The 12,476-nt window shown below is 55.1% G+C and carries 12 protein-coding genes; 5 read left to right on the plus strand and 7 right to left on the minus strand.

Annotated elements, in window-relative coordinates; translation table 11 throughout:
• Both ABJQ89_RS08600 and ABJQ89_RS08605 read left to right on the plus strand, forming a co-directional pair.
• The coding region (locus ABJQ89_RS08600; protein ID WP_348495838.1) for an FtsX-like permease family protein at window positions 1–2,378 on the plus strand (2,378 nt) is incomplete at its 5' end.
• 84 nt (window positions 2,379–2,462) lie between these two features.
• On the plus strand, window positions 2,463–3,020 hold the full coding sequence (locus tag ABJQ89_RS08605; protein WP_348495839.1) for a gamma-glutamylcyclotransferase family protein: 558 nt from the start codon (window positions 2,463–2,465) through the stop codon (window positions 3,018–3,020).
• On the opposite strand, the gene ABJQ89_RS08610 is transcribed toward ABJQ89_RS08605, so the two are convergent.
• The 3 genes from ABJQ89_RS08610 to ABJQ89_RS08620 form a co-directional block, all read right to left on the minus strand.
• Window positions 3,017–4,417, minus strand: coding sequence for an MATE family efflux transporter (locus tag ABJQ89_RS08610; protein ID WP_348495840.1), 1,401 nt, complete (start codon window positions 4,415–4,417; stop codon window positions 3,017–3,019). The two genes, ABJQ89_RS08605 and ABJQ89_RS08610, sit on opposite strands and share 4 nt — an antisense overlap.
• A 3-nt stretch (window positions 4,418–4,420) precedes the next feature.
• Complete coding sequence (gene gltX / locus ABJQ89_RS08615; protein ID WP_348495841.1) at window positions 4,421–5,746, minus strand: glutamate--tRNA ligase; 1,326 nt, start codon at window positions 5,744–5,746, stop codon at window positions 4,421–4,423.
• 61 nt (window positions 5,747–5,807) lie between these two features.
• Window positions 5,808–6,236: a DUF1801 domain-containing protein gene (locus tag ABJQ89_RS08620; RefSeq protein ID WP_348495842.1), complete on the minus strand. Its 429-nt coding sequence runs from the start codon at window positions 6,234–6,236 to the stop codon at window positions 5,808–5,810.
• A gap of 79 nt (window positions 6,237–6,315) precedes the next feature.
• On the opposite strand from ABJQ89_RS08620, the gene ABJQ89_RS08625 reads away from it, so the two are divergent.
• Window positions 6,316–6,783, plus strand: coding sequence for a hotdog fold domain-containing protein (locus ABJQ89_RS08625; RefSeq protein ID WP_348495843.1), 468 nt, complete (start codon window positions 6,316–6,318; stop codon window positions 6,781–6,783).
• Here the strand turns inward: ABJQ89_RS08625 and ABJQ89_RS08630 are convergent.
• Entirely contained in the window at window positions 6,773–7,276 is a 504-nt protein-coding gene (locus tag ABJQ89_RS08630) for a DUF1697 domain-containing protein (protein WP_348495844.1), read from the minus strand. The two genes, ABJQ89_RS08625 and ABJQ89_RS08630, sit on opposite strands and share 11 nt — an antisense overlap.
• A 186-nt stretch (window positions 7,277–7,462) precedes the next feature.
• On the opposite strand from ABJQ89_RS08630, the gene yghU reads away from it, so the two are divergent.
• Window positions 7,463–8,317, plus strand: a complete 855-nt coding sequence (yghU, locus tag ABJQ89_RS08635) for a glutathione-dependent disulfide-bond oxidoreductase (protein ID WP_348495845.1) — start codon at window positions 7,463–7,465, stop codon at window positions 8,315–8,317.
• Between the two features lie 129 nt (window positions 8,318–8,446).
• On the opposite strand, the gene ABJQ89_RS08640 is transcribed toward yghU, so the two are convergent.
• A complete protein-coding gene (locus ABJQ89_RS08640; protein ID WP_348495846.1) occupies window positions 8,447–9,364 on the minus strand; it encodes a transferrin-binding protein-like solute binding protein in 918 nt (305 codons plus the stop codon).
• A 257-nt stretch (window positions 9,365–9,621) separates the two neighbouring features.
• On the opposite strand from ABJQ89_RS08640, the gene ABJQ89_RS08645 reads away from it, so the two are divergent.
• Window positions 9,622–10,179 carry a hypothetical protein gene (locus tag ABJQ89_RS08645; protein ID WP_348495847.1) on the plus strand — a complete coding sequence of 186 codons (558 nt, stop codon included), beginning with the start codon at window positions 9,622–9,624 and terminating at the stop codon, window positions 10,177–10,179.
• 20 nt (window positions 10,180–10,199) lie between these two features.
• Here the strand turns inward: ABJQ89_RS08645 and ABJQ89_RS08650 are convergent, their stop codons facing one another.
• A complete protein-coding gene (locus tag ABJQ89_RS08650) occupies window positions 10,200–10,694 on the minus strand; it encodes a GNAT family N-acetyltransferase (RefSeq protein ID WP_348495848.1) in 495 nt (164 codons plus the stop codon).
• 3 nt (window positions 10,695–10,697) lie between these two features.
• Entirely contained in the window at window positions 10,698–12,371 is a 1,674-nt protein-coding gene (locus ABJQ89_RS08655; RefSeq protein ID WP_348495849.1) for an NAD+ synthase, read from the minus strand.
• Between the last annotated feature and the right edge of the window lie 105 nt (window positions 12,372–12,476).

Below are 12,476 nucleotides of genomic sequence, written 5' to 3' on the forward strand. Positions count from 1 at the left end.
CGTCGATTGAGGCCGGATTGGCGGTTGAAGGCGCAGCGCTACTAGGCGGCGATGCGGAGATGGAACTGACCTATCGATTTGCCAGCGAGGCCGAGCGCACTTGGATGGAGGAGAACGCGCTTGCGGTGTCGGAAGTGGCTGATTTTCGCTCTATGGCGATTGTCGGCGAAGAACGCGGGCTGACGCAGGTTAAGGCGGTTGATGGATTTTACCCGCTGATTGGCAACGTGGTGCTAGAGCCTGAGATGCCTTTGAGCGCGGCGCTAACCACCAACGGCGCGGTGATGGAACGCGTTTTGGTCGATCGTTTGGGACTGAAAGTCGGCGATACCTTTAAGCTTGGCACACAGGAGCTGCGGCTGTCGTCGATCTTGTTGAGCGAGCCTGACAATGCAGGGGGCGGTTTCACCCAAGGACCGCGCGTGATCGTATTGAAAGACGCGCTTGACGGGTCGGGATTATTGCAAGCGGGCACCTTGTTTTCGAGCAAATATCGCCTTGATCTGCCGGAGGGCACCGATCTGGAAACGCTGAGCACTGTCGCAGAAACGCAATTCGAAGAAAGCGGTGTGCGCTGGCGAGATTCAAGGAACGGCTCGCCGCGGATTGCCGAATTTGTTGAACGGCTTGGCGCGTTTTTGGTGCTGGTTGGCTTATCGGGGCTGGCGGTTGGCGGCGTTGGCGTTTCTGCAGCGGTAAACAGTTATCTCAAAAGCAAAACATCAGTTATTGCGACATTGCGCACCTTGGGCGCTGAGCGGCGCGTGATCTTTCAGACTTATTTCATCCAGATCGGCGTTCTGAGCGTCATTGGCATCGCGATTGGTCTGGCACTGGGTGCATTTGCGCCGCTACTTTTGGCCCCGTTAATCACCGAACGGCTGCCAATACCCGCAGCATTCGCCATCTATCCCAAGCCGCTGCTTGAAGCGGCGCTCTATGGCGCGTTGACCGCGTTAATCTTTACGATCTGGCCCCTGTCACGCACGGAAAACATCCGCGCGGCGACGCTATTCAGGGATGCCGGACAGCAAAGCGCGCGATTGCCTGCGCTGCGTTTCTTATTCGTTATCGCAGGGCTGCTGGCGCTGCTACTGACCGCCGCAAGCCTGTTTTCGGGGACGGTTTTCCTCACGCTCTGGACTGCTGGCGGCATTATGAGCGCATTAGTTTTATTGGTACTCGCCGCGCATTTGATCCGCATTATGGCCAAACGCGGCGCCCCTTGGGCGCGTGGATTTGCGAGCTTACGTTGGGCGCTCGGCGCAATCTCTGGCCCTCGGGAAGAGGCGGTGTCGGTCGTCTTATCCTTGGGTTTGGGCCTATCGGTTTTGGCCTCTGTCGGACAAATCGATGGCAATCTGCGCGGTGCGATTGCACGGGATTTGCCGACGGTTGCGCCCTCTTATTTCTTTGTCGACATCCAAAAGGATCAAATGCCAGGCTATTTGGAGCGGCTCGACGCTGATCCGAGCGTAAGTCGCGTCGACAGTGCGCCAATGCTGCGCGGGATCATCACCAAGATAAATGGCGTGCGCGCGCGTGATGTTGCGGGCGAGCATTGGGTGCTGCAAGGGGATCGCGGATTGACCTATTCAACCGAAATGCCCAAGGACACCAAGCTGACCGCTGGCACATGGTGGGAGGCGGATTACGTAGGTCCACCGCTGGTCAGTTTTGCCCAAGAAGAAGCCGAAGAAATGGGACTGAAGCTTGGGGATGAGTTGACGATCAACATTCTGGGACGCGATATCACGGCCACGATTTCCAGCCTGCGAGAGGTTGATTTTTCGACCGCGGGTATTGGCTTCATCATGTCGATGAACCCCGCCGCATTGTCGGGGGCACCGCATAGTTTCATTTCGACAGTCTATGCCACGCCTGAAAGCGAGGCAGCGATTTTACGAGATTTGAGCACAGCCTTTCCCAATATCACGGCGTTCCGTGTCGGCGATGCGATAGATCGGGTTGCGCGTATCCTTGAGGGGTTGGCCGCTGCCGTAAGTTATGGCGCGGCGGCGACCCTGCTTACCGGCTTTCTTGTGCTGATTGGTGCCTCTGCAGCAGGCGAGCAGGCGCGTACCTTTGAAGCGGCTGTGCTGAAAACGCTTGGCGCGACGCGCGCGCATATTTTGCGCAGCTTTGCTTTGCGCTCTGCCTTGCTTGGCGGTGCGGCGGGTTTGGTCGCTTTGGGCGCGGGTATCTTGGGTGGTTGGGCCGTTAGTACATTTATAATGGAAACCGAGTATGAGGTGATCTGGACCAATGCGTTTGCAATTATCCTTGGCGGGATCTTGGCAACATTGCTGGCAGGATTAGCGTTTGCTTGGCGACCGCTTTTGACACGTCCCGCGCAAATTTTGCGAGCGCATGAGTAGTTGCTTTGCCTGCCCCCCTTTCTGTCGTTAGGTTCAACAGGTAGAGGTACAATTGTTGGAATTTGACTAAAGGGCAACGCAGGCATGGATCAAGCGGGCACACCACCACCGCGCTTTTTTGGCTACGGAAGCTTGGTCAACCGAGCCACCCACGGTTACCAAGACATTCAAAGAACCCGCATTTCGGGTTGGGCGCGCGTTTGGCGGCAAACGACATTGCACGACGCGCCGTTTTTGACAGCCACGCCAGAGCCGGGGTCAACGATTGAGGGGCTGACAGCAGCAGTTCCCAATGCAGATTGGCGTGCGCTGGACGAACGCGAACATGGCTATAACCGTATTCCGCTAACGTGCACCGAAAACACCGCGATTTACGAGGTACCGGTGGGCAAGCACCCTGTGCCACCTGCCCCCCATTCGATCTTGATGAGCTATCTTGATGTGGTCGTGCAGGGATATTTGCGCGAATTTGGGGAAGCGGGTGCAGCGCTGTTTTTCGCAACGACCCATGGTTGGGACACGCCGATTTTGGATGATCGCGCCGCGCCGCGCTATCCGCGCCATCAGGTTTTGAACACGGATGAAACGCGCTTTGTTGACGAAGCGGTACATGCGTTAGAGTGCACGATTATACGCGACTAGCGACGCCAGAAAGCGCGGCGCATGCGGCGCGCTTCACGCTCGAAGGGTGCCGGTTCAATTGCTGGGACAACGCCTGTCTCAACTTTGCGCATGACGCGCATGGCCAGCACCAGCGCAGCGATCCCGAAGAGCACGCCGCCGATGGCCTGTCCAATCAAAACGCCCGGCGCACCGTACCATGCCGCCCCTAAGATCACGAATGGAATGGTGCCAAGCGTGTGGCGACCCCAATTGAGCCATGTGGAATAGAACGGGTGGCCAAGGTTGTTGAAGCTGGCGTTTGCGACAAAGAGAAGCCCGTTGAAGAAGAACATCAGCGCCAGTGGTCCACAGAAGAGATAGACCAATTCGCGTGTGATCCCCGTGGCCGTGAAGATGTCGGCGATGGGTGCCCTGAGGAGGAAAAGCAGCAGTGTCATTGCGATGACGAAAGCTGCTGTAAAGATCACGCCGGCAAAGAAGCCACCCCGCACGCGGTCATGCTGCCCCGCGCCGAAGTTCTGGCCGATGATGGGCCCAACAGCGCCAGAAAGGGCGAAGATAGTTCCGAAAGCGAGGGGGGTCAGGCGGCCCACGATGGCCATACCTGCGACCGCCGCTTCGCCGAATTCAGCCATCGCGCGGGTGACATAGGCCTGCCCAATTGGGGTCGCGAGTTGGGTCAGGATTGCTGGGAATGCAATTGCCAGAACGGGGCGCAAATCGATCATCAGATCGCGGGCTTCGGGGCGCACGAAACCGCCGTAGAATTTCAAGATGGGTTGCAAGGAAACAGCTGCGATAGTCAGGCGTGCGGCGACCGAGGCAAGGGCTGCACCTGTAAGCTCAAGATCCAAGCCAAAAATCAGGATGGGATCGAGCACAGCATTAACCACGCCGCCAGAGATCGTCGCGAACATCGCGCGTTTCGCATCACCATGCGCGCGCAGGATTGCGCCGCCGACCATGCCGACCATCAGGAACGGCAGGGTTGGGACAATGATTTGCAGATAGTGAACCGCCAAATCATGAGTATCCCCCGTCGCACCCAACAGGGTGACGAAGAAGCCAAGGTTAAGCCAGACCAATGCGGCGAAAATCGCGCCAAAGACGATGCCATAGATCAGCGCATGGGTCGCTTTGCGTTTGGCCTCATGCTCATCCCCTGAGCCCAAGGCGCGGGCAACCAGTGCGCCCGCGGAGATCGACATGCCGATGCCGAAGGAGGTGGTAAAAAAGAGGATCGCACCCGCATAGCCGACAGCAGCGGCAAGCTCTGCCTTGCCGAGCATGGAGATGAAAATCATATCCACGAAATCGACAAGGAAGATCGCCATCAATCCGACCGAAGCCGTGAGCGACATCACCGATACATGTTTAAAGAGCGAACCTTCGAGAAACTTGGCTTGCTCTGACATGTATTATCCTTTGGCTTTTATCACTTGCAGAAGCGGCATGAGCGAGGCCATGTCCGGTCCACGTTGACGGCCTGTGACCGCTTTGCGCAGTGGCATGAAGAGACCCTTGCCCTTACGACCTGTTGCGGCCTTCACGGCAGAGGTCCATTCGCCCCACGTCGTGTCAACGTAAGGTGCCTCTGGCAGCATTGCCATGGCCTCGGCGACAAATTCTTTATCCTCGTCTTCGATCAACGGCTCTGCACCGTTTTTCACGAGGTCCGCCCATTCCGCCAAATCGCTGAGAACAGTGATGTTTTCGCGCGTGACGTCCCAGAAACGCTCTGCCTGATCATCGGAGATGCCGAGGTCGGAGATGCGGGTTTTTACGGCGTCGAGCGACAGTGTTTGGTTATAGCGCGCAGTCAGCGGGTAGAGATCATCCACGTCGAATTTCGTTGGCGCGGAGCCGAATTGTGTGACGTCGAAGCCTTCAATCAGTTCGTCCATAGACGTGCGCAGTTCGACCGGTTGGGACGAGCCAAGACGCGCCAAGAGCGAAAGAAGCGCCATCGGCTGAACACCCGCTTCGCGCAGATCGCGAAGGGCCAGTGTGCCGAGGCGCTTGGACAGGGATTCACCCTGTGGACCAGTTAGGAGCGAGTGGTGCGCAAAGTCAGGAACGGTGCCACCGATTGCTTTGATCATCTGGATTTGCGTCGCAGTGTTGGTGACGTGGTCAGAGCCGCGCACAACATTAGTGACGCCCATGTCCGTGTCATCAACGATAGAGGCGAGCGTATAAAGCACCTGACCATCGCCGCGAATGAGCACAGGGTCAGACACAGAGGCCGCATCGATCGAAATGTCACCAAGGATGCCATCGGTCCATTCGATACGCTCTTGATCAAGCTTGTAACGCCACACACCATTGCCGCGCTCTGCGCGCATCGCTTCTTTTTCGGCGTCAGAAAGCGCCAAAGCAGAGCGGTCATAGACGGGCGGTTTGCCCATGTTGAGTTGCTTTTTGCGCTTGAGGTCGAGCTCAACAGGCGTTTCAAACGCCTCATAGAAGCGACCCATTTCGCGCAGTTTGTCGGCGGTTTCGGCGTAGCGATCAAGGCGTGTAGACTGGCGTTCCACCTTGTCCCACGTCAGGCCGAGCCATTCTAGATCTTGCTTGATCGCGTCGACATATTTCTCTTCGGAACGCACAGGATCGGTGTCATCGATCCGCAGAATGAAGGTGCCGCCGGATTTAGCCGCGATCATATAGTTGAACAGCGCAGTGCGCAGGTTGCCTACGTGAATATAGCCTGTTGGCGACGGGGCGAAACGGGTGGTGGTCATCGGTGCATCTCCTGTTGGGGGTGCTCTGTCACAGGCGATGGGAATTGTCCAGTTTTGCCCGCTATTCTGGATGCACCGGCCAGGTTTTGTCGAGATCATGCAGCCCGCGCGTGATGAGTTCCTCCAGAACGTCCATATCAACGTCGGCCAGTTTGTTCACGTAGAGGCAGGCTTTACCGATTTTATGCTTGCCCAGTCGCGCAAGGATATCGCCGTAGTCCTGATAGCCCGGCATGATGTAGAGCGAGAGACTGGATTTACGCGGTGAAAAACCGGCTGCAAGGGAATCGCCCTCGTGGCCACTGTCATAGACGTAGTGATAGCGCCCGAAGCCGATGATCGTTGGGCCCCACATTTTGGCTTTGTATCCGGTGATGCGTTCGTAGAGCGCCAGCAAGGTGAGCGCGTCGGCCTTACGCGTTGGGTGTTCGAGCGCGTCGATGAAACCGCGTGGATCAACTTTGGTTTCTTGTGTCTTGTTTTCACTCATCGCAGCCTCCCGCAGCGTCACTAATGCAATGGGCCAGAAGTTGCCCTAACTTGCGACAACGTAACCCGCGAGGCATGACATGAGCAAACCTTACATTCTGCGCACCTATGAAAAGGCGCTTGGCTGGCCTTTCGGTCGGCAGCTTTTCTCGGCCTATGCCGCGCGCAAAGCGCCGTATTTCCGCACAGTTAAGCCATTGGTGAAGACGCTGAAACCGGGTCACTGTGAAATCGCGTTGAAGAAGCGGCGCGCGGTAGAGAACCATATCGGCACGTTTCATGTAATCGCGGTAGCCAATGGGTTGGAAATGGCGATGGGCTTTTTGGCAGAGGCGACCGTGCCAAAGCATTTGCGCTGGATTCCGAAAGGTATGGATCTGACTTATCCCGCCAAAGCGGACAGCGATCTGATTTGTGAAGCAGTGAGTGATCCTGCTGATTGGGTTGTAGGCGATGTGCCGATCAAAGTGACCGCGCGGCGCACCGATGGCACGGCCGTCGTTGAGGGCGTGATCACCGTTTGGATCAGCGAAAAACCTACGAAGTAAGCGCAACCATCTTGGCAATGGTATTCATGTTGCGCGCGGTTCCGTCTACCGCGCCTTTGATCTTCAGCTTGGATCGCCCCATGCCGCTTGGGTAGTGGACGTAGAGCACGCTTTCGCCTGCGATGATCTCTTCATCGTTTTGCCCCTTTATATCGCTTTGCGCGGCTTTGAGCGGGTCAGTATCGAGCAAGATCGCCATGACTTGGTTCCCAGCCGCATTTGGGAAAGGGTTGTCTGCTAAGATACGTTGCATTTGTTCGGCGCTACGCACAAAGACAGGAACGGCTTGCCCTGCATAAGCGTCTAGTTTCGCCTCAAGCTGCGATTTGATGTCTGCAGCGTTCAGCGAGGATTTAAGCGCGACTTTGCCGCTGGCGATATAGGTTTGCGCATTTTTGAGCCCGCATTCAGCGCACATAGCGCGCAGGTCAGCCATGGGCAATTTACCCGTGCCGCCAACGTTCACTGCCCTTAAAAACAACGCGTATTGCATGATCTAAACGTTCCAAATCTAAGCGCCATTACGAGGTATCGCACGGGAATGACGCAGCGCCAAGTTCACAGGGGCGTGCATTCTTGAGTGAACGCTTTAATATCCGATCAAAATCACTATCTTCACAGTTCAGTACGACACATATCACCCTTTCCACCTTTTTTCATTGAAAAGAAAGCGATCCCAATGAGCGATACTAACGAATACACACCGCCCGAAGTCTGGACATGGGATCAAAGCAGCGGTGGCAAGTTTGCTTCGATCAACCGCCCGATTTCTGGCCCGACCCATGACAAAGAACTGCCGCGCGGCGAGCACCCGTTGCAATTGCATTCACTCGGCACACCTAATGGCGTCAAAGTGACGGTCATGCTCGAAGAGCTGCTGGCAGCTGGCCACACGGGTGCCGAATATGACGCATGGCTGATCAACATTGGCGAGGGCGATCAATTCGGGTCGGGCTTTGTCGGCGTGAACCCGAATTCTAAGATCCCTGCCCTGCTGGATTATTCCGGCGACGAGCCTGTGCGCGTGTTTGAGAGCGCATCGATCCTGATGTATCTTGGCGAGAAGTTTGGTGCGTTTATTCCAGAAGGCAAAGCCCGCGTTGAGTGCTATAACTGGCTGTTCTGGCTAATGGGGAGCGCGCCATACCTTGGCGGTGGTTTTGGTCATTTCTACGCCTATGCGCCGACCAAATGGGAATACCCGATCAATCGGTTCGCGATGGAAGCAAAGCGTCAGATGGACGTTCTGGATCGTCATTTGGCGGATAATGAATTTTTGGCAGGCGATGAGTATTCAATCGCCGATATCTGCACATGGCCTTGGTACGGACGCCTTGCTATGGGCGGATTGTATGAGGCTGGCAAATTCTTGGATGTGGAAAGCTACGAGAACTTGCAACGCTGGACCAAACAGATCGATGCGCGCGAAGCGGTGCAACGCGGTAAGATCGTGAATACGGCTTGGGGACCTGAAGAACGTCAACTGCCGAACCGTCATTCTGCCGCTGATATCGATGCCGTTCTGGCGAAATAAATCGAACATATCGCGCTTTGGCTTACCGACTAAGGCAAGACAGGGCGCGGCGTAGGATTTTGAGAAACTTGTTTGCGGTGATTTAGCCGCAAACAAGTCACCCTATCATTTCCAAAAATTGGAACGTGCCTACTGCTTTTTGGCGCCAAACGCGCCTGCAGCCACAAATTGGGATCCTTCATTGGACGTTGTGAAGCTTAAATCGCCACCAACTTCTTGCGCCTCATCCCCGTAGAACCTGCCGTTGACAGCAGAAGCCGTCATTATTTCTTCATCTCCACCGTTTTCTATGCTCAAAGTTGTAGCGAAGGAACCGTTCCGCACTGCTGCCGGTTTCAACTTGAGAACAGTGTCGCTGCCTGTTCCATCTTGATCTGTCAGGTTATTGAATTCACCAGAAATTTGAGATTTACCAAAATCCACATCCAAGTTGACGTCACCGTATAGTCGGACACGTTGATCCGGGTCTGTCGTTAGATAAGCATCAGCGCGCATGCCTCTTTCCGCGAAATACGTTGCCGAGCCATTCGTCGGCAATTGCGCCACCGAGGTTGGGGTTCCCATGACACCATATGCCCGAGTGTTCACACCATCGGCTATGTCTGATGTGCTAAACCGAACCATGTATTTGAATTTGCTCGTCCCTTGCTGAATTTTATCCCAAGAGCCGTCGAACGACCACATAAAGACTTTTGTGCCATCAGGGAGTGTTTTCGAGAACGAGGACCCCGAACTGTTCAGATCTGAAGGTTCAAACGTTACCGTTCGGCCAAAAGCGGTCACGTTATAAACCACGACGCCCGCAGCATTTTTGCTCGGCGTTACAGTGACTTCCCTACGATCGCTGGACATCACCATTCCGGTAGACGTATCCCTTGCGAGAACAGACAAAGCGTTGCTGAAGCGCGCTTCATTTGTGTCCACCAAGCTTTGAATTGTCGTTGTCTCGGTTTCAATCGAACCAGAGCTGGACATGGTTGATCCACCGCACGCCGAAACACCTATCCCGCCTAAGGCAAGGAAAACAAAACTCAAAATTCTATGCATAAAATTATTCTTTTACGTTTTATTCACACGCGCAAGTTGTCAAAATATTGATGTTTTTCAAGTCGCTTGGCACATTTCTGCAGGCGGAATTCGATTTTCATTTTCAATTGTTTTTATTTTACCACGACTAACGGCTACCGTTTGCAAGGAATGACAGGATTTTGGTGATCCCTACGGAAATTTGATCACCGCGCTGTCAGCCTTTGCGGTAAGGTTCGTTCAACTGCGGCGTGGATCGCATGATCAGGGGAACACCAATGTCACTTCGAAAACTCTTAACTGCGTTGCCCCTTTTGGTCGCAACGTCGGCCAATGCGACGGTCATTGACGGTCATATCCTGCGTCAATCAGGCAATGGGGATTTCGTCATACTCGATCCAAGAGAAGAGTTTTCCGTTGGGAACGACACCTTCGACGACTGCAATTTGTATGCTTTTGACGAGGATCAAAACATTCTTTTGATCGAACCGATCCGCGTGGATATTGGACCTGAGACAGGCGTTATCCCTCAAGGGACCATTGTCGCCAGTCACTACGTGTTTTTCGACAGCATCAATGGCATTCATCAAGGCTATATCGATTTTGACGCGCCTATTCTAGGCGTTGCGGTGCAGCAAGACACGATGGGCGCGACAGATTTTCTGGCCAACACGCAAGTGAATTACATCAGCGAGGAACTGCGTGGGTTGGAGCGAGGTGATTATGTTTGGATCGATGAAAACCAACCAAACCGGTTGTGGGTGTTCTGGGCGGGATCATCCCCGGGTGATTTCGTGCGTGTTTTCACAGCGCAATCTGCAGCGGCGATGATGTAGACCAGACCGCTTTTGCAGGTCTAGAGTTTTAAGATATAGAAGTAATCGTTTCGCGAAACACCATCGATACGCACGCCGTCGGGGTGCATGGCGATGCGTTCGAAACCCTGCTTTTCATAAAAGCCAATAGCGCGGTGGTTTTCTGTGTCTACGAACAACTCCAGCTGCTCGATGCCTATGCTGCGCGCCTCGTCAATGATCCCAGCCATCAGCCTACTTGCCGCGCCTGTGCCGTGGTGGCTGCCTTTGACGAAGAACGGCCCAATCTCTGCACGGTGGCGGACGCGTTCAAGTTGCTGTGGGCGCAAGCCACAAAATCCAACGAGAGTTTCACCGTCAAAAACGCCGTAATACACACCGCTGTCCAAGGTTGCCCGCGCTTGGTCTTCGCTCACGCCCAGAACATCAGCTTCGGTGATCAGGAAACCCAAGGGATAATCACGCGCGCCTTCAAGGCGCAGCGCGGACCATTCGGCGCTGTTAACGCCGGTGAGTTTTTTGAACGTTAGTGCCATGGCCTAGCTGTTATCGCGCCATCTGTTCACAATTGGGTAGCGACGATCCAGCCAGAAGGCGCGGCGCGAGAGGCGCGTGCCGGGGGCAGATTGGAAGCGTTTGTATTCCGAGATGTAGAGCAGATGTTCGACCCGTTTGACCACGGCGCGCTCATAACCAGCGGCGACGCAATCGGCGACGGAGGCCTCGTTATCGACAAGCATTTCCAAGATTCCGTCAAGGATCGGATAGTCTGGTAGGCTGTCGCTGTCCTTTTGGTCAGGGCGCAATTCTGCTGACGGGGGTTTGTCGATGATTGAGGGCGGAATGACTTCGCCCTCTGGCCCCATCATCCAGTCGAAATGGTTTTCGTTGCGCCAACGGCAGACCTCGAACACGCGCACTTTGTACATGTCTTTGATCGGGTTATAGCCGCCCGACATGTCGCCGTAGATCGTCGCATAACCTACGGCAACTTCGGATTTATTGCCAGTTGTCAGCAACATAGAGCCGAATTTGTTGCTCATCGCCATAAGGAGCAAACCGCGCAGGCGCGACTGAATGTTTTCTTCTGTTACGTCAGGCTCTAAGCCCTCAAACAGTGGGGCGAGCGTGTTGGTGATCGCATCCCGTCCCTCTTTGATCGGGACGAAATTGTATGTAGCGCCAATCCGTTCTGCGCAGTCTTTTGCGTCATCAAGCGAGCCTTGGGATGTATATTCCGAGGGCAGCATCACGCAGCGCACGTTGTCACCGCCCAGCGCGTCGACGGCGATTGTGGCGACCAGCGCTGAGTCGATGCCACCTGACATGCCGAGCAGAACCTTTTTGAAACCCGTCTTGCCCATGTAATCGCGCAAGGCTTGCACGCAGACGCGGTAATCCTGTTCGAATTGACCGGGGATGATGGCTTTTTCGCCGTCATCCACGCGCCAACCGTCGGCGGTGCGTGTAAGATCAACATGTGCGATCTGTTCGTCAAAGACCGGCAGTTGCACGGCAAGTTGGCCGCCGGGGTTGAGCGCGAAGGAGCCGCCGTCAAAGACCTGATCGTCCTGACCGCCCACCATGTTGAGGTAAATCAGTGGCAAGCCTGTTTCAACAACGCGGCTGACCATTTGGTTCATGCGCACATCGAATTTGCCGCGATAATAGGGCGAGCCATTTGGCACGAGCAGAAATTCCGCGCCGGTTTCTTCGAGCGTTTCGGAGACTTCCTCATGCCACGCATCTTCGCAGATCGGGCTGCCGATACGCGTGTTGCCAACGGAATACGGACCACCAAGTGGACCGCTGTCGAAAATACGCACCTCGTCAAAGACGTCCTCATTCGGAAGGTTATGCTTGAGCGCTTTGCTGACGATCTTACCATCGCGGCAGATGAAATAAGCGTTGAAGAGTTTACCCTCCTCTACCGCAGGGCCACCGATTGCGAGCGCGGGGCCATCGGCGCAGTCAACTGCGAGCGCTTCAATCGCGGCAAGGCAGGCAGCTTGCACAGCGGGCTTCATCACCAAGTCTTGGGAATTATAACCGAGGATGAACATTTCGGGCAGCGCAACGAGGTCGGCGTTTGCCGCTTTGCCCGCGATCCAAGCCTCGCGCGCTTTGGCAGCGTTGCCTTCAATATCGCCCATCACTGGGTTCAATTGACCAAGGGTGATGCGAAAGCGATCGCTTGCGTTGGCAGATGTCATGTCATGCGCTCCGGCAGTTCGTGTTTTGGCAGATGTATCACAGCTGTAAGCGAGGGAAAGGGCCTGCGCTAACCCGCGTATAAATTCCATTTGTTCTTGTCTGGA

The sequence above is a fragment of the Planktotalea sp. genome (genome assembly GCF_039984035.1).
GTDB lineage: Bacteria > Pseudomonadota > Alphaproteobacteria > Rhodobacterales > Rhodobacteraceae > Planktotalea.